The sequence below is a fragment of the Pseudomonas sp. SJZ131 genome (assembly GCF_007828705.1).
Lineage (GTDB): Bacteria > Pseudomonadota > Gammaproteobacteria > Pseudomonadales > Pseudomonadaceae > Aquipseudomonas > Aquipseudomonas prosekii.
This window is the reverse complement of record NZ_VIVC01000003.1, coordinates 528,880-546,249: the sequence shown is the minus strand read 5'-3', so window position 1 is coordinate 546,249 and position 17,370 is coordinate 528,880. Positions and strand designations below refer to the sequence as shown.

The window sequence follows — 17,370 nt, the reverse complement described above, 5'->3', positions numbered from 1 at the left end:
ATGTCTCGCTGCTCGACCGCTTTTTTCAAGACGCTGACGGCATTCGCGGCCCTGGTGCTGCTGGCCGGCTGCTCGTCGCTGTCGCCGTATTCGACCGTGACCAAGGTCAACCTGAAGCTGACCGCCAGTGATCAGTTGAACCCGGACCTCAACGGTCGGCCGTCGCCGATTGTCGTGCGCCTGTTCGAACTCAAGCACCCGGTGGCCTTCGAAAACGCTGACTTCTTCAGCCTCTACGAACGCGCCAAGGAATCGCTGGCACCGGACATGGTCGCCACCGAAGAACTGGAATTGCGCCCGGGCGAAACCGTCGAGCTCAAGCTCAGCGTGGAGGAGGGCAGCCGCTACGTCGGCATCCTCGCAGCCTATCGCGACCTGACCGACACCAAGTGGCGCTACACCGTGCAAGTCACCCCGGTGGAACTCACCGAGGCAGACCTGACCCTCGACCAGGCTGGCATCCGCAACACCAATGAAACGCTCGCCAAGGCGGTTGACTGATCATGAATTCGCACAAAGTCATTTGGCAGGAAGGCATGCTGCTGCGGCCGCAGCACTTCCAGCACAACGATCGTTATTACGACCACCAGATGAAGACCCGCACGCAGTTGCTGGGCAGCTACACCTGGGGTTTCCTGAACCTCGACATCGACTTGCAGTTCCTCAACATGGGCAAACTGGTGATCAGCCAGGCCTCGGGGATTCTGCCGGACGGCAGCCTGTTCGAACTCGGCGGCAACACCGAGCCGCTGGCGCTGGACGTGCCGCCGAACACCGGCAACACGCCGATCTATCTGGCATTGCCGCTGGTTACCGGCAACCACATCGAGGCCCGTCGTCTGGAGCAATCCGACGTGCTGGCGCGCTACACCGCTTATGAAGCCGAAGTCGCCGACTCCAACGCGGGTGACGATTCTTCGAGCCAGGTCAGCTGCGGCCGCCCGGACTTCAAACTGCTGCTCGGCGAGCAACAGAGCGATCAGGCCTACGTCAAACTGAAAATCTGTGAAGTCCTCGACACCACGCCCGACGGCGTGATCAGCCTCGACCCGGACTTCGTGCCGACCTACATTCAGGCGCATTCCTCCAGCTACCTGCTGTCGTGCCTGAAAGAAGTCATCAGCATGCTCGGGCACCGAGGCGACACCATCGCTGACCGGATTCGCTCGAACGGCAAGGTCGGCGGCGCCGAAGTCGGCGACTTCATGATGCTGCAACTGATCAACCGCACCGAACTGCTGCTGCGCCATTACCTTGGCCTGGAACAGGTTCACCCGGAAGAGTTGTACCGCACGTTGCTGACCATGCTCGGCGATCTGGCGACTTTCTCCAGCGACAGCAAACGTCCGCGTCTGGACAGCCGTTACCAGCACAGCGACCAGGGCGCGAGCTTCCGCAAACTGATGGAAGCGATTCGTCAGGTGCTGTCGATGGTGCTCGAACAGCACGCCATCGAACTGGTTCTGCAAGCACGTCAGTACGGCATCATCGTCTCGCCGTTGCACGATCACAAACTGTTGGGCTCGGCGTCGTTCGTGCTCGCCGCGAGCGCCAACTGTGACTCCGAAGAACTGCGTCACCGCTTGCCGGCGCACCTCAAGGTCGGCCCGGTGGAGCGCATCCGCCAACTGGTCAACCTGCATCTGCCCGGCATCAAGGTCAAACCGTTGCCGGTGGCCCCGCGGCAGATCGCGTTCCACTCCAACAAAACCTATTTCATTCTCGAACTCAGTTCCGAAGACCTGGCACAACTGGAGCGCTCCGGCGGCTTCGCGTTCCACGTGTCGGGCGAATTTGCCGAGCTTGAACTGAAATTCTGGGCCATCAGGAACTGACCGACATGATCAAGGACATGGACCATAACCAGGACGATAAAACCGTCCTGCTCGACCGTCAGGGCCACGGCCCGGCTTCGAGTCCGTTGACTGACTTCGCTGCGCCACCGCGTTTCGAGCAGCTCGAAGAACGCATGATTTACGCCGCGCGCCTGCGCCCGGCCGAAGCGTTCAACATCAGCCTCAATTCGCTGGTGGCCGCCGCGTCCGATCTGTTGTCGGAAGTGGTACGCCTCAAGCACAGCGACACCCGCGAAGACATGTACGCGCTGAACGAGCGACTGACTTCAGCGCTGAAACTGTTTGAAGTGCGCGCGCTGCACAACGGCGCCGAAAGCAGCCAAGTGATGGCCGCGCGTTACGTGCTCTGCACCGTGGTCGACGAAGCCGTCGTGACCACGCCGTGGGGCAACGAAAGCGAGTGGTCACAGATGAGCCTGCTCAGCAGCTTCCACAACGAAACCTTCGGCGGCGAGAAGTTTTTCCAACTGCTGGATCGCCTGTCGAAAAACCCGGTCAAGCACCTGCCGATGCTGGAATTGATGTACCTGTGCCTGTCCCTGGGCTTCGAAGGCAAGTACCGGGTGCAGGCCCGCGGCATGCTCGAACTCGAAGGCATCCGCGACGCCTTGTATCGGCAGATTCGTCAACTGCGCGGCGACGTGCCACGCGAATTGTCGCCGCACTGGGAAGGCCTGAACGATCAGCGCCGCAGCCTGGTGCGCATCGTGCCGGCGTGGATGGTGGTGTTGTTCACCGTGGTTTGCCTGGCCGTGATGTATTCGGGTTTTGCCTGGGTATTGAGCGAGCAACGCGAAACCGTTCTGCAACCTTATCAGCAGCTTGATCCGGCCGCGGTCCAGCCGCAGTCGCAGCCGTAAACAGGGACGTGTGATGAAAAAGTTTTTCAAGAAAATCGGCGCATTCTTGCGCAAGACCTGGGTCTGGACCTTGCTGGTGGTGCTGTTCCTCGCGCTGCTGGTGTGGTTCGTCGGGCCGCTGCTGGCGGTCGATGACTACAAGTTCTGGGAAGGTTCGACCTCCCGTTTGCTGACCATCAGTGTGCTGTTCCTGATCTGGGGCCTGACGATGGTCTTCGTCAGCTGGCGCGCCGGTGTGCGCAAGAAAGCCATCGAAGACAGCGAAGACGGCCAGGATCGTATCCGCCGTGAAGAGTTGATCGACGAAGAGCAGAAAGAGCTGAAAGTGCGTTTCAAGGACGCGCTGAAAACCCTCAAGACTTCGAGCCTGTATCGCGGTCGCAGCGAGCGCTGGCGCAGTGATTTGCCCTGGTACTTGCTGATCGGTCCACAGAGCAGCGGCAAGACCAGCCTGCTGGACTTCTCGGGCCTTGAGTTTCCGATCAACAAGATCGATCGCAAGCTGACCCGCGACACCCTCGGCACCCGTCATTGCGACTGGTATTTCGCCGATCACGGCGTGCTGATCGACACCGCTGGCCGCTACTTGACCCAGGGGGATGGCGATGTAGATGGCAGCGCCTGGAACACTTTGCTCGACCTGCTGCGCAAGCGTCGCCGCAACCGTCCGTTGAACGGCGTGCTGGTGACCATTCCGGTGGAAACCCTGCTGAGCAACACCGAGCAGGAACTCGACACGCTGGCGCGTAGCGTGCGTGCGCGCCTGCAAGACGTGCATCAGAAACTGCACGTCGATGTGCCGGTGTATCTGGTGTTGAGCAAGGCTGACAAGTTGCTCGGTTTCGATGAGTTCTTCGACCAACTGACCCGCGAAGAAAGCGATCAGGTGCTTGGCACCAGTTTCCGCAAGGAACAGAGCGGCACCGACGTCGCCGTGCTGCGCGCCGAATTCGAAGAGCTGCTGCGTCGCCTCAACAGCCAAGTGATCATGCGCATGCACCAGGAGCGCGACACCCAGCGCCGTGGCCGCATTCTCGACTTCCCGCATCAACTGGGGCAGATCGGCGAGCGTCTGTGCCTGTTTGTCGACATGGCGTTCACCGGCAACCGCTACCAGCGCGTCAGCCAGTTGCGCGGTTTTTACCTGACCAGCGCACCGCACCTGACCGAAGAAATGGACCAGACCACTGCCGGCATCGGCGCCAATCTGGGGATGAACGCTGGCGTTCTGCCGACGCTGCGCAGTGGCCGTTCGCGCTTCATTCACCATCTGCTCAGCCGCGTGATTTTCCCCGAGGCCGATCTGGCCGGTCTGGACAAACGCGAACGCAGCCGCATTCATTGGGGCCAACGGGCGTTGTACGTCGGTGCGTTGGCGGCGCTGGGCTTGTTCGGTCTGCTGTGGGCGGGCGGTTTTTCGGCCAACTACGAGCGTCTGGAAAACCTGCGCACCCTCGCACAAAACTGGACACAATCGCGCTCGGCTTTGAGCCCGCGTGATGACTCCATGGCCGTGCTCAAAACCCTCGACAGCAGCTACGCGGCGACTCAGGTTTTCCCCAACAAGGGCGATGTGAGTTACCACGAGCGCGGCGGTTTGTATCAGGGCGAAGAAGCCAACCCAGTGGTGAAAGCGGCCTACGAGCGGGAGCTCGAAGCGCAACTGTTGCCACGGGTCGCGACGCTGCTGGAAGGGCAGATCCGCGCCAACATGCAGGACCGCGAACGTCTGCTCAATAGCCTGCGCGCGTACCTGATGCTGAACATGAAAGATCGCCGCGACGCAGGCTGGCTCAAGGATTGGGTCGCTAGCGACTGGTCCCTGCGCTACGCCGGCAACACTGCGGTGCAGAACGGTTTGAACACGCACTTCGAGCGCTTGCTCAAACAGCCGTTCATCTATCCGCTCAACGATCAACTGGTCGCGCAGGCACGTCAGGTGTTGCGCAGCGAGTCGCTGGCAAACGTGGTTTACCGCATGCTCCGTGAGCAGGCGCGCAACCTGCCGGAATACCGTTTGAGCCAACACATGGGTCCGCAGGCTGCGCTGTTTATCGGCACTGACTACGTGATTCCGGGCTTCTACACGCAACAGGGTTATCAGCAGTATTTCTCGGTCCAGGGTTCTGCGCTGGTCACCGATATCCTGCGCGACAACTGGGTGCTGGGCGAAGGCTCGGGTATCAGCGGCATGGACTTGCGTCGTTTGATGGTCGAACTGGAGCAACTTTATTTCCGCGACTACGCCAACTTCTGGAGCGAAGCCGTCGGCCAAGTCGCATTGCCGCCGATCAACGACGCGGCTGAGGGCGCCGAGCAACTGGCGGGCCTGACCTCGTCGAACTCGCCGATCCTGCAACTGCTGGTCGAAGTGCGCGAAAACACCCGTTTCCCGGTCATCGCCGACAGCGCCGATGAAGCCGCCGAAGCGGCTGAAAAACTCGGTGAGAAGGGCGGCAAACTGGGCAAACTCGCAGCGTCCGCAGCAGACAAGGCATCCGATGCCCTGGCGAAAAACCTGCCGGACACCTCGAAGAAATCCCTGCAACGTCGCTTCGAACCGCTGCACCGTTTGCTTGATGACAACAACGGCCCGGCCGCTGATCTGACCCCGGCACTGCAAGCGCTCAACGACCTGCAACTGCAACTGTCGAGCCTCGCGCGTGCCAGTGCGCCGGAGCAAGCCGCGTTTGAAATGGCCAAGACGCGCATGAGTGGCCAGCGCGATGCGCTGAGCAACTTGCGTAATGCCTCGGGGCGCCTGCCGCGTCCGGTCAGCGTCTGGTTTAACGTGTTGGCCGAAGACACCTGGCGTCTGGTGCTCAACGATTCCTACCAGTACCTGAACCAGCGTTATCAGAGCGAGCTGTACAGCTTCTACGGCAAGGCGATCAACAAGCGTTATCCGTTCAGCGCCCACAGCACCAGCGACGTGGCGATCAACGACTTCCGCGAGTTCTTCAAGGCTCAGGGCATCGTCGATCGTTTCTTCGACAGCTACATGCGCCCCTTTGTCAGCGGTGAACCGGGCAACTACCGGATGCGCAGCGTCGATGGCCACAGCCTGCCGGTCTCCAAGGTTTACCTCGACCAGATGGCCGCGGCGCAAACCATTCGCCAGAGCTTCTTCGCCGAAAACCCGGCCGAGCCGCAGGTGCAATTCAAACTGGAGCCGTACACCCTCGACCCGGCCGTCAGCCGTTCCGAGTTCAAGTTTGGCGACAAAACCATGGAATACCGCCACGGCCCGATCCTGCCGATGGCCTTCAAATGGCCGACCGATGCTGAAGACGGGCGCACTAGCCTGGTCCTCGACAAAATGGCCGGCCGCCCGATTGGTATCGAGAAGAACACCGGCCCATGGTCGCTGTTCCGTCTGTTCGATCTGATGCAGACCGAGTACCTGACCGGGCGTGATGTGCTGGTCCTCAAAGCAGACGTCGGTGGCTTGCGCGCCAACTATCTGCTGTCGAGCCAACGCACGCCGAACCCGTTCGACATGGGCGTGCTGCGCACCTTCCGTATGCCGGTGCAGCTCTGATGCAGGTTGCCAGTCCCTGGCGCAGCGCTGCGCGTACCGACGCCGGCAAGGTTCGGGCGCGCAACGAAGATGCCTTCCTCGACTCGCCGCAGCAGGGGCTGTGGGTGGTCGCGGATGGCATGGGCGGTCATCAGGGTGGCGACATTGCCAGCCAGTTGATCGTCGCCAGCCTGGCGGAATTGCCGGCGCAGGACGACTTCGATGAACGGCTCAAAGGCATTCGCCAGTGCCTGCACTGGTTGAACCGCCGCTTGGGCCAGGAGTTGACCGTCACGGCCGGGCGCCACGACAGCATCATGGGCAGCACCGTGGTGGCGCTGCTGGTTGAAGGTAGTCGCGCGGCGTGCATCTGGGCCGGCGACAGCCGTTGTTACCTGTGGCGCGGCCAGCGTTTGTATCAGCTGTCCAAGGACCATTCGCTGCAACAGCAATTGATCGACGAGCAAAACATGAGCGTCGAGCAAGCCAAGGCGCATCCTTCGGCGCATGCCTTGACCCGCGCGGTCGGGGCGGCCGAGGTGCTGACCCTGGACGTGCTCGAACTCGAGGTTTATCCCGGCGATACGTTTCTGTTGTGCAGCGACGGTTTGTACCAAGGGCTCAGCAGCGATGCCTTGGGTAACGCCCTGAGCCTGACCGCGCCGCACGTTGCGCTGGAGCGTCTGTTCGACGGCGCCCTGCGTGGCTCGGCGCGGGACAACCTGACTGCCGTGGTAATCCGTAAATGACTGAACTCATGCCACCGATCGACGACTTGCTGGTGAGCGAAGAAGAGGCCAACAACCTCACGTACTTCGCGTTCGCCAAGCCTCTGAAAGGAGCGCCGCACAAGGCTGAACCTGCGCTGGCGCCGACACGGGCCAGCGTCGGCCAACTGCCCGACGTGCTCGCTGGCCGTTATCGCATCGAGCGCCTGCTGGGTGCCGGTGGCATGGGCGCGGTTTACCGCGCACGGGACTTGCTGAGCGAACAGTTCGGCGATCCCGACCCCTACATCGCGCTGAAAATCCTCAGCGAAGAATTTGCCGAATCGCCGGACGCCAGTGCCTTGCTTTACAGCGAGTTCGCCCTGACCCGACGCTTGCGCCACGACCACGTGCTGCGCTTTCACACTTTTGAAGTCGACACCGACTGCCAGCGCGCCTTCATCACCATGGAACTCATGCGTGGGCTGACCCTGGACAAATTACTCTGCGAGCGGCCCGTGGGCATGCCGTGGAAAGAACTGCGCGACATCGCGCTGCCGCTGCTCGACGCGCTGGCCTATGCCCACGCTCGCGGCGTGCTGCACGGTGACATGAAACCGAGCAACGTCATGCTCAGCGAAGAAGGTGTGCGCCTGTTCGACTTCGGTCTCGGCCAGGCGGAAGAGGGCATCTTGCCCGGCCTGCCGCACCTGAGCCGCAACCGTTTTAATGCCTGGACCCCCGGCTACGCCGCGCCGGAATTGCTTGAAGGCCAGCCGCTGACCGCCAGCGCCGATGTCTACGGCGTGGCCTGCGTGCTCTACGAACTGGCCGGCGGCAAACACCCGTTCCGCCGCTTGCCCTCGAACCAGGCCCGCGATGAACACCTGCAGCGCGAACTGCACGCACCGCGAAACCTACCGAAACACTGTTGGCCAGCCCTGCGAAAAGCGCTGACCTTCAACGCGGCTGATCGCACCATCACCGCCGCTCAATTACGCGACGCCCTGGGCGTCACCTCGTCTTTGCTGCAACGTCTGCGACTTCGGGCGTAACGGATGACATCCGAACAGGGAGCACACAATGTTCAACCCAGCTAACGAAACGCATTTCAGCCTGACCATCGAGGGCGCTGAAAGCGACAACATCGGCAACCTGCAAGTGCTGTCGTTCAGCGGCACCGAAGGCATCAGCCAGCCGTATCGCTTCGACCTCGAACTGGTCAGCGAAAACCCTGATCTGGACCTCGAAAAACTCCTGCACAAGCAGGCTTTTCTGGCCTTCGATCCGCAGGGCTCCGGCATCCACGGCCAGATCTACCGCGTCGCTCAGGGCGATGCTGGCAAACGCCTCACACGCTACAAAATCTCCCTGGTGCCGCACCTGCAATACCTGCATCACCGCACCAATCAGCGCATCTACCAGCAGATGTCGGCGCCGAAAATCATCGCGCTGATCCTCGAAGAACACGGGATCAAGGGCAATACCTACAGCTTCCAGCTCAACGAAACCTGCCCCGACCGCGACTACTGCGTGCAGTACGACGAAACTGACCTGCACTTCGTCCAGCGCCTGTGCGAAGAAGAAGGCATTCACTACCACTTCCAGCACACGCCCGAGGGCCACTTGCTGGTGTTCGGCGACGACCAGACCGTGTTCCCGAAACTCGGCCAGCCCACCGCGTACGTGCAGGGCAGCGGCATGGTCGCCGACGAGCCGGTGATCAAAGGTTTCAAACTGCGTCTGGAGACCCGCACCGGCCGCGTCACCCGTCGCGACTACGACTTCGAAAAACCACGCCTGCAACTCGAATCCGCCTACAAACCTGACGGCGAAAGTACCGAGCCGGACCTGGAAGACTACGACTACCCGGGCCGTTTCATCGACCGCGCGCGCGGCAAATTCCTCAGCCAACGCGCCCTCGAAAGACACCGCGCCGACTATCAACAAGCCGAGGGTAACGGCGACCAGACACGACTGGTCAGCGGCCATTTCCTGGAACTGTCCGACCACCCGCGCCAGGAGTGGAACGACCTGTGGCTGCTCACCGAAATCTTCCACGAAGGCAAGCAGCCGCAAGTGCTCGAAGAGTCGGTGACCAGCGACACCACCGCCAACAAAGACGACTTCCACCAGGGCTATCGCAACCACTTCCTCGCCACCCCGTGGGCCGTGTTCTACCGCCCGGCGCTGCGACACCCGAAACCGCGCGTGCTCGGCAGCCAAACCGCGCTGGTCACCGGCCCCAAGGGCGAAGAAATCCACTGCGACCAATACGGCCGCGTCAAAGTGCAATTCCACTGGGACCGCGAAGGCCAGGCTGACGACAAAACCAGCTGCTGGATGCGCGTTTCATCAAGCTGGGCCGGCGACCGCTACGGCGCCATCGCCATCCCGCGCATCGGCATGGAAGTGCTCGTCACCTTCCTCGAAGGCGACCCCGACCAGCCGCTGGTGACCGGTTGCCTGTACCACAAGGAAAACCTCGTCCCCTACGAACTGCCCGCGAACAAAACCCGCACCGTGTTCAAAACCCTCAGCTCACCGGGCGGCGGTGGCTACAACGAACTGCGCATCGAAGACAAAAAAGGCGCGGAACAGATCTACCTGCATGCCCAGCGCGATTGGGATGAAAACATTGAGCACGATCAGAAGATTCGCGTGGGCAATGAGCGGCATGACACGGTGGAGAAGAACACTTACACCGAGCTGAAGGCTGAAGAACATCGCACCACCATTGCTGATCGCAAGAGTGAAGTGCGGATGGATGATCACCTGACGATTGGGCAGAACCAGCATGTGAAGTTGGGGACTGCGCAACTGACTAGTGTCGGGAAAGAGATACATCTGAAGGCTGGGGACAAGATTGTTATTGAGGCGGGGATGGAGCTCACGGTTAAGGCCGGGGGGAGCTTTATCAAGCTGGATGCCGGTGGGATTACGGTGGTTGGGCCGGTGATCAAGATTAATGCGGGCGGGTCGGCGGGCTCGGGCACGGGGATCGGGATTAAACCGCCGGTGCTGCCGGGCGCTGCGGATTCGGATAAGGCGGGGAGTTTGATGGATCAGGCAAAAGCGAACGCACCAGAAGATCCGAAACCCAAAACAAAGTACCTGTTATCGCTGTAATGTCAGCGCTCAATGGATTTGAAGAATTTATTAAATTTGGATCACACCTATGTTGATTAGCCCTCCATTTCTCCCTGCTCCAATGGCCGGAGAGACTGACGAAGCGTATTTGAATCGAGCAATGCTGTGTGGGGAGCCGGGTGATGGTTTTTTCCCGATTAGCTTTGATTTGAACTGGCATGGTGGTACGCATCTTAAAGCCCCTGCAGAGGAGGGGCGTGCGCTGCCAGTGCGCGCGATTGCGGATGGCACGCTGGCCTACTTCCGCGAGCCATCACCCGTGGATACGAGTGAAAATGCACCTCTGAATTACAGTGGTTGGACGGACAATGGTTGCATTGTTCTTCGGCATGAGACCGAGATTGGGGAGGGTGCAAGTTCGAAAGTGATTTTCTACTCGATTTATATGCATCTTTCAAAAGTAACGGTGAAAGAGCCGAAGAAGGGCATGCAGATATATCGCAAGGAGGCGATTGGTGAGGCTGGGCAAATCTACGGCGCTAGAAATAAAATTCATTTTGAAATTATCGCGGATGATAGCCAAGTTAAAAATCTTATAGGCCGCGCTGACAGGGAACTGTCTTATCAAACCAAGCCGGGAAGAAAAGATAGCTGCTGGGGCGACATGTATTTTTATTTGCCTCCAGAGGTCATAGGGTATGCGGATCGACCTAGTTCGTGGACTGATACGAATAATGCAACGAGTTGTGTGCGTCGTCCGGCGGAAGATCTATTTGTACGCATGAGTTATAGCCAAGGGCAATGCGTGCTGAGAACTTACACACTTGATGGTGAATGCATCGGCGAGCAAAAAGAAGAAAAAGATTTCGAATACGACCTTTATAAAAAAGCAACGGCTCGTTTTGCTGGTTGCCCAAGTGCAGGCTATGAATTACTTCGTTTTGGTCGTGTTCTGGGCCCTGATAAACTAGTGCCGGAAAACGCGGCGCATTGGCGTCAGATTGCATTTCCTGATGGGACGGGATGGTTTAATTTAAATAGTAGCACTGTTACCTGTTTTAGTGATGCCGATTTCCCTCAATGGCAAGGGTGGAAGTTAATTGACGATGACACTGATGAAGACAGTCATTGTCAGTCGCCGTATTTACGTACTTTGTTGAAGCTAGATGAGGATCCTTTATTCCCTCCACAAAAGGGTATCGCCGAAGCCTCAAAGTCCCCTGACTTCAAATACGCGCCTACTAAACTTGAGGGGGAGCATGTTTTAAGTAAGAGTTATCGTATAAAGAAGCATAATCAAGAGATTATTGAAAAGGAAAGTTCCAAGCAAAAGCTTAAGAGGTGCATATTTAAGTTTCCAAGCGAATGGGGCAAAAATGATTTTGAAACTCGTTATGGATGGTTGCTCCAAGAGTCGGAATTGGGTCCGCCAATGCCTCGCAGGGATTACGAAAAACTGAAGGCTCACCAAGAGTCCATGGCTTTCTGGGAAGAGGCGGGCTTGATAGGGATCGAATCAAAGCACTGGCATTTCCCGCCTAAGGAATTTGTAGCGGCTTTCGGTAAGTGCCTGTGGTTAAGTGAGAATGAGTTGGTGCAATGTATCCCTCGCTCTTTTATTGAAGAGGATCATAAAAGTAAAATACTGGCTCGATCAAATATTGCATATGCGAATGCTTTTGAAAGGGCTTCGCTTATAAAGATTTCACTTAATAGAGTGATGCGAAAATATTTAATTGTTACGGCGCAACGTGTAAGTCAGTTTGTGGCGAACGGGTTGGCAGAGTCCGGTTATTTTTCAAAGTTTGCAGAGGATGGGGCAGGAAAAGATAAACCATATGGTGATTGGTATGGAAGGGGTATTATTCAGATAACTCACCGAGATGCCTATATAAAATACTTCAAGCATAGAGGGCGAGCGATAAGTAACGAAACTCAGAATATCGTTTGGAGAGATAAAGTTGAAGTTGAGTCTTACGATCGGGCTGAAAGCGCGGGTTTTTGGTGGGCGGATAATAGAGCTAATAGAACAAGTGATCCAATCACCGATAATAAGAAATTGCAATTGGAAGTTTGCCATGATTATGACTGGAAAGCAAAAAAGTGTAACGGTAAACTCAGCTCTGAAAGCCGATTTAGTAATCCTACGTTAGACCGGGTTGGGCTGCATATAAATGCCGGAAGTCCTACATCAACAAAAAAAATGAATGGACTTCCCGCGAGGCGAGACGTGTTCACTAATGTTCAGTCAATTGTAATGAATCTATTGTATGAAAGTGATAATGCTGAAGAAGATCTATTGCCAATTCCATCCTTTGTAAAAAGGCAGAAAAAATGATCAGGTTGGTTTTTTTGTATCTGTTAAGTTCGCTTTTTTTTGTGCACGCCAGTGAAACTCTGGTTGTGCAAAGCAAAGGCTGTGTAATGGAAGTGAAGGACTCTCCTGGAATTTCATTTTTCAAGACCGATGATGGCATTTCATTTGCTAAGTACAAATATAAAGATGGTAGATCACAAAATATACAAATGAGCTGCGCAGCTATGAGTTTTACAGACGCAGTGGCCACCGGTTTTGTGCAGGAGGCTGACGGATTAAAAATCGGTACAGGGATGCAGCCGCTATCAAAAGCTAGTCATATTTCTGGGACGAATTGGTCTGGGTGGGAAGGAATATATTATTCTAACTCATACTGTTTTAATGCAGTATTTGAAGCTGGTCGTGATCATGTGTTTATGATAGATAAATGTGGCAACGAAGAGGATATCAAAGCTCTGAGAAAGCGTATGCTGTTGTTGCTTAAAGGCTCAAAAACTTATCATGTTGAATCTGGTGATGAGTAAATAATTGGGCGAATACTGAAATGGGACGGAATGCATTATTCGACCGCCATTTAAATAATGGATGTTGATAGATGATGATACTAACGGAGATGGTCGCTGCCAATCTAAATCAATTTTGAGTTTGCTTAGTGTTGAAAACGCACCAGTAACTTCCGAAGAACGGGAGAGATGTCGGGCGATATTAAGTCAGCCTGAAATGTATACGAAGATAAGTCGATTGGTATGTAAGTTCCCGACCGAGTGGAAGAAAGATAACTTTTCCGATAGATTTAACTGGTTAAAAGATGGCGAGACACCCATTGTTTCGAATGAGGTTTATGAACGCCTAAAAGTTCACTATGAAGCTTTGGCGTTCTGGGAGGAGGCTAACTTAGAGGGGATTGAAGCCGAACACTGGCATTTTCCGCCAAAACAGTTTATAGCGCTATTCAGACAATGTGGCTGGCTAAGTTTGAACGAAATGATGCAAATAATACCTACACGCAGAGCAGATGCGCCGGGTGAGGTAGATAATGAAACTGTCACAACAAGGCTCACAGTTGACGGAGTGAGTTCACAGCAGGGATATCGTCCTGCGGGGATGCATTTGAGCCTCAACAAAATGATGAGGAAGTATAATTTTTCTACTTCCGAAAGAATTTCAGCGTTGTTTTCACAAGTATTGACTGAAACTGATCTACTGAGAACTACACGAGAATATGGGAATACGGACTATTTCACCCGCGGCTATGAGGGGCGGTGTAACGTTACCATTCAAAGAGCCGTTCCCGAGTGGGGACCAGGGATGCTGAACTTATCTCCTATTGGTAATTGCAGTCCCGGGGACGGCCCAAAATATATTGGACGAGGTGTTATTCAAATGACTGGGCGTGACCTCTATTCGAAATACGGTGTCTACCGAGGCAAGGATTTTGTCTCTGGGACGGCTCATTTGAATGTTTCGGATGTGGCGGATAACGCTTGTGATAGTGCGGGGTATTATTGGGTAAAAGAAGATTTAAGAGATAAGACTCCTGCAGGACCTTGGGTGCTAAGGGGAGTAAAGAATATACATCGAGAGGCTGACGCTCTCAGTGGAACAGAGCTAAGTACAGCAGCGGGAGAAACCGCGGCAGACACAAAAGTTCTAAGTTTAACCCGTCAGATTAATAGGGCGTCTCTTCACCTTGCTAGGCGCAGGCACTTTTTTAAACATGCATACTATTTTCTTTCAGAGTCGATTTCTCCCCCTCCGAGCGCTTTTCATAAGAGGTTATTGTAATGAAAATTTTGTTCATGTTGCTCAGTGGTCTATCTTTTAGTGCGCTTTCATCTTTTGCTCAATCAGAGCCTCTGGATATGTGCGGAGTTACAATTCCGGAGATTACCGGCTTTAAGTTGAGCGTGAGAGCCGAGAATGGGGTTTGCTATGGCGACTTGGTTTCGAGCGTTAATTTAAACCCAGATATACTGACGGAAGAGAACGTTTTTATTGTTGAGTCAGTTGGTTTTGATAAGAGTTTAAATGTTTCTGGGCGTTTTGATAGTAGCGGTAAGTATATATACAGCTACGCCGTTGACGATGCATTACATCAAGAGTCTGAGGCGGGCTCAGTGGATATTGTCCATTCATTAGCATGGGGTTCTGCCGCTGTTCGGGTAATAATGTCTCCTTTTATGCTTTGGAACTCTGACGAAGACATTGCTGCTGCTAAAAATAAATTTTCGTTGGATAAAACAGGTCTGTGGTTCGATTGTTTCTATGGGCTTAAGGGTATGAAAGATAACACGGTCAAATTTTCTGCATGTGTACCTAGGTCTAACCTGAAAAGTGATCCTAAGTTATCTGATATTAAGGCTTCATTTGAGGCCATTACGCCTAGCAAAAAATAGATTTTTTACAATGAGGGGGAGATGGATGTTTGGCTTAATCGGTGGAAAAGGGGAAGATTTATTTATTGGATCGGCTACAGATTTTAATCTAGCACTGAAAACTTTCAAAATTGAAGGTTGTGCGAAGCTTAATAGATCGGGTGTTTATAATTTAATCGACAGTAAGGCATATAAAAACGCCGAGCTTTCATTCGCTTGGGGACTGTGGAGTGATCCGGGGGGTGGAACTTCTGGAAAAGCCGCAGATCGAGCTCAAGCAATAATAGGCTGTAAGCGTTTTCTTGAGTTATATAATACGGATACTTCAGTCAGTAGTAATACAACACTGAAGTATTATGCGGCAGGGCGTATAGCCTCCGTAGCTAAACAATATGCTGAGGCCAGAGTTTTGAAGCTGGTAGTGATCATGTGTTTATGATGGATACATGTGGCGACGAAGAGGACATCAAGCTCTGAGGAAGCGTATTCTGTTATTGCTCAAAGGCTCAGAAACTTATCATGTTGACTATGATGATAAGTAAGTAGTGGGGCGAGTAGTGAAATGCGAGCGGAATGCATTATGCAGCCACATTAAAAATGGTCGGCCCTTTTTTTGCGAGATTTATCTAGAACAATAAAAAGTGAAAGGGTATGGATTTATTTGTTCTCTTTAAAAAGCTGTGTAATGAAAAAAATATATTTTTAGTGGCCATTGCCCTGACTTTTTTTGAATATTCAGCGATTGTCAGGTCAGAAACTCTGAAAGCATGTGGCGTTATAATTCCGGAGGTTCACGGATTTCAGTTGAACATTAAAGCTGAAAGTGGTGTTTGTTATGGTGATATGGTTTCGCGTGTTAAATTAAGCTCAGATGTTTGGACTGAAGAGAACGCTTTTATTATAGAACCGGTCCTCTTCGAGAAGAGCTTGAGTGATTCCGGGTGTTTTAATAGTCAGGGTAAGTACATTTACAGATATGCGGTTGACGATGTTATGCATCAAGAGTCTGAAGCGGAGTGGGTGGATTTTGCTCATTCATCAGCTTCTGTTTCTACCGCTGTCCGTGTGATGATGTCTCCTTTCATGCTTTGGAACTCTGACGAGGAAATTAGTATTGCTAAGAAAAAATTCTTTCAGGCTAAAACAGGTTTATGGTTCGACTGCTTTTATGGGTTGAAGGGTATGAAGGGCATAACGGTTAAGTTTTCAGCGTGTGTGCATAGATCTATAGAAGACTTCCACCAAGGCTATCGCAACCGCTTCCTCGCCACCCCGTGGGCAATGTTCTACCGCCCCGCCTGCAACACCCGAAACCGCGCGTACTCGGCAGCCGGACCGCGCTGGTCACCGGGCCCAAGGGTGAAGAAATCCACTGCGACCAAAAGGTGCTAACAACTCAAGCGGCACTTGAGGGCGCCCCGTTGGTACCGCTACGTGTAGCTTCTTTCAGTTCCGCATGCGACGTAAAGGCTGAGGCGTTAAGGGTTCAAATGACAAAGGGTGATCTATTCAATGAATCGGATCGAATGGAATTCATTAAAAAAATCGCCGATCAGTACGATAAGTTAATGGGCGACAAGAAGGACTATATGGAACAAGAAATCGAAACCATCTCTACCTGGAAAAACACCCAATGAGATATTGTTTTTTTGTGCTGTTCTTTTTATTGGCTGCTTGCGGCGATGCAGACACTATTGGGGGTAAAACGATGGCCGGTAATCAATCATTGATTCAAATTCAGCTACATCAGAACATCCAAGATCTGATTTCAAATAGCCCTTTGAAGTTTGAAGAAGAATGTATGGCACAGGTGAATATGTGCTGGTACAAGATTAGCGCATCTTTTAATAGCGAAACTCTCCCTTCAGTAGTTGTAGATAAAGATCTGAAGCTTGATCAAGTCGCCAGCGTCTCCATTGCAGTTGATAAAGATGTTGGGCCTGATATAGAAAATATCGAATTGTCGATAAAGAGTTTGCCTGATAACAGCAAGCATGAAGCCTATCAGGCTTTTTTGTATGAACTGATGAAGGAAATCAAGGCGGCTGGTTGGAAGCATTATTATTCTCCTTCAGATCCTAGGATTTCAGGATCGCAAAATGACAAAGTGGCTACACCCAATAAAATTTTAGGTGACTATGTTTTAAGTCATCCATGGTTGGATCCAGACTATCAAATTGATGTTGAGCAATGGTTGGAGGTAAACGATTTTTATAATTGGCATTTTTTCAAAGATGGCAATCACCTGAAGTTGCAGGCGTGGCGACATGATTCTGAAGATCTGCCAAAAGAGCGCGGAACGTACTTGGTCAGTTTGAACTTCACGACAGAGCGTGAGTACTGGGTCGCTTCGTTTAGCGAGACTAAAGATAAGGCACGCTGGAAGGAACTATTGCCGGCGCGTCTCAAGGAATTTCAAAAAATTAGAAACGCTCGTGAAAAAAAGGCAGTCGATGCAGGCATTGAGATAGATACTAGCTATCAAGATCCTGCCGTTAAGGCATTGAATTAAGGCGAGTAACTAAGAAATAAATTGTAAGGTCGACGGTGTCTATGCATCGTCGGTTTTGCACATTATTTAAACAAAAGTGGAAAGATTTATTTATGCAGATCACCTCGTGGAAAAATAAATCTGTCCCCGTATT

Annotated in this window: 13 protein-coding genes and 1 pseudogene; all 14 read left to right on the top strand. The window is 53.6% G+C overall.

Going from position 1 to position 17,370, the window contains the following annotated elements:
* The 14 genes and pseudogenes from tssJ to FBY12_RS16690 all read left to right on the top strand — a co-directional run bounded on the left by tssJ (position 1) and on the right by FBY12_RS16690 (position 17,237).
* The gene (gene tssJ, locus FBY12_RS16755) at positions 1–501 is read left to right on the top strand and encodes a type VI secretion system lipoprotein TssJ (protein ID WP_092276065.1); all 501 of its coding nucleotides are present in this window, start codon (positions 1–3) and stop codon (positions 499–501) included.
* A gap of 2 nt (positions 502–503) precedes the next feature.
* Complete coding sequence (tssK, locus tag FBY12_RS16750; RefSeq protein ID WP_092276068.1) at positions 504–1,835, top strand: type VI secretion system baseplate subunit TssK; 1,332 nt, start codon at positions 504–506, stop codon at positions 1,833–1,835.
* A 5-nt stretch (positions 1,836–1,840) separates the two neighbouring features.
* The gene (gene icmH / locus FBY12_RS16745) at positions 1,841–2,716 is read left to right on the top strand and encodes a type IVB secretion system protein IcmH/DotU (protein WP_145254114.1); all 876 of its coding nucleotides are present in this window, start codon (positions 1,841–1,843) and stop codon (positions 2,714–2,716) included.
* A 13-nt stretch (positions 2,717–2,729) separates the two neighbouring features.
* Complete coding sequence (gene tssM / locus FBY12_RS16740) at positions 2,730–6,257, top strand: type VI secretion system membrane subunit TssM (protein ID WP_145254111.1); 3,528 nt, start codon at positions 2,730–2,732, stop codon at positions 6,255–6,257.
* Entirely contained in the window at positions 6,257–6,985 is a 729-nt protein-coding gene (locus FBY12_RS16735; RefSeq protein ID WP_092276077.1) for a PP2C family serine/threonine-protein phosphatase, read from the top strand. Before tssM ends, FBY12_RS16735 begins: the two co-directional genes overlap by 1 nt.
* Positions 6,982–7,998, top strand: coding sequence for a serine/threonine-protein kinase (locus tag FBY12_RS16730; protein WP_178111770.1), 1,017 nt, complete (start codon positions 6,982–6,984; stop codon positions 7,996–7,998). Before FBY12_RS16735 ends, FBY12_RS16730 begins: the two co-directional genes overlap by 4 nt.
* 28 nt (positions 7,999–8,026) lie before the next feature.
* Positions 8,027–10,072 (top strand): type VI secretion system tip protein TssI/VgrG, encoded by a 2,046-nt coding sequence (tssI, locus tag FBY12_RS16725; RefSeq protein ID WP_145254108.1) that lies wholly within the window; start codon positions 8,027–8,029, stop codon positions 10,070–10,072.
* Positions 10,073–10,121: 49 nt separating this feature from the next.
* Entirely contained in the window at positions 10,122–12,371 is a 2,250-nt protein-coding gene (locus tag FBY12_RS16720; protein ID WP_145254103.1) for a M23 family metallopeptidase, read from the top strand.
* Positions 12,368–12,874: a hypothetical protein gene (locus FBY12_RS16715; protein WP_145254100.1), complete on the top strand. Its 507-nt coding sequence runs from the start codon at positions 12,368–12,370 to the stop codon at positions 12,872–12,874. The genes FBY12_RS16720 and FBY12_RS16715 overlap by 4 nt, the downstream gene beginning before the upstream one ends.
* Before the next feature lie 61 nt (positions 12,875–12,935).
* Complete coding sequence (locus tag FBY12_RS16710) at positions 12,936–14,135, top strand: hypothetical protein (RefSeq protein WP_145254097.1); 1,200 nt, start codon at positions 12,936–12,938, stop codon at positions 14,133–14,135.
* The gene (locus FBY12_RS16705) at positions 14,135–14,746 is read left to right on the top strand and encodes a hypothetical protein (protein WP_145254095.1); all 612 of its coding nucleotides are present in this window, start codon (positions 14,135–14,137) and stop codon (positions 14,744–14,746) included. Before FBY12_RS16710 ends, FBY12_RS16705 begins: the two co-directional genes overlap by 1 nt.
* Before the next feature lie 25 nt (positions 14,747–14,771).
* Positions 14,772–15,164, top strand: coding sequence for a hypothetical protein (locus FBY12_RS16700; protein WP_256663328.1), 393 nt, complete (start codon positions 14,772–14,774; stop codon positions 15,162–15,164).
* Between the two features lie 785 nt (positions 15,165–15,949).
* A pseudogene (locus FBY12_RS28160) lies at positions 15,950–16,362 on the top strand (DUF2515 family protein); the annotation flags it as partial.
* Positions 16,363–16,376: 14 nt separating this feature from the next.
* Entirely contained in the window at positions 16,377–17,237 is an 861-nt protein-coding gene (locus tag FBY12_RS16690) for a hypothetical protein (protein ID WP_256663327.1), read from the top strand.
* Positions 17,238–17,370: the final 133 nt, after the last annotated feature.

Excerpts from the sequence above, each read along its gene's own strand:
- tssJ (WP_092276065.1), top strand. The coding sequence starts at position 1 with ATGTCTCGCTGCTCGACCGCTTTTTTCAAGACGCTGACGGCATTCGCG.
- tssK (WP_092276068.1), top strand. The coding sequence starts at position 504 with ATGAATTCGCACAAAGTCATTTGGCAGGAAGGCATGCTGCTGCGGCCG.
- icmH (WP_145254114.1), top strand. The coding sequence starts at position 1,841 with ATGATCAAGGACATGGACCATAACCAGGACGATAAAACCGTCCTGCTC.
- tssM (WP_145254111.1), top strand. The coding sequence starts at position 2,730 with ATGAAAAAGTTTTTCAAGAAAATCGGCGCATTCTTGCGCAAGACCTGG.
- FBY12_RS16735 (WP_092276077.1), top strand. The coding sequence starts at position 6,257 with ATGCAGGTTGCCAGTCCCTGGCGCAGCGCTGCGCGTACCGACGCCGGC.
- FBY12_RS16730 (WP_178111770.1), top strand. The coding sequence starts at position 6,982 with ATGACTGAACTCATGCCACCGATCGACGACTTGCTGGTGAGCGAAGAA.
- tssI (WP_145254108.1), top strand. The coding sequence starts at position 8,027 with ATGTTCAACCCAGCTAACGAAACGCATTTCAGCCTGACCATCGAGGGC.
- FBY12_RS16720 (WP_145254103.1), top strand. The coding sequence starts at position 10,122 with ATGTTGATTAGCCCTCCATTTCTCCCTGCTCCAATGGCCGGAGAGACT.
- FBY12_RS16715 (WP_145254100.1), top strand. The coding sequence starts at position 12,368 with ATGATCAGGTTGGTTTTTTTGTATCTGTTAAGTTCGCTTTTTTTTGTG.
- FBY12_RS16710 (WP_145254097.1), top strand. The coding sequence starts at position 12,936 with ATGTTGATAGATGATGATACTAACGGAGATGGTCGCTGCCAATCTAAA.
- FBY12_RS16705 (WP_145254095.1), top strand. The coding sequence starts at position 14,135 with ATGAAAATTTTGTTCATGTTGCTCAGTGGTCTATCTTTTAGTGCGCTT.
- FBY12_RS16700 (WP_256663328.1), top strand. The coding sequence starts at position 14,772 with ATGTTTGGCTTAATCGGTGGAAAAGGGGAAGATTTATTTATTGGATCG.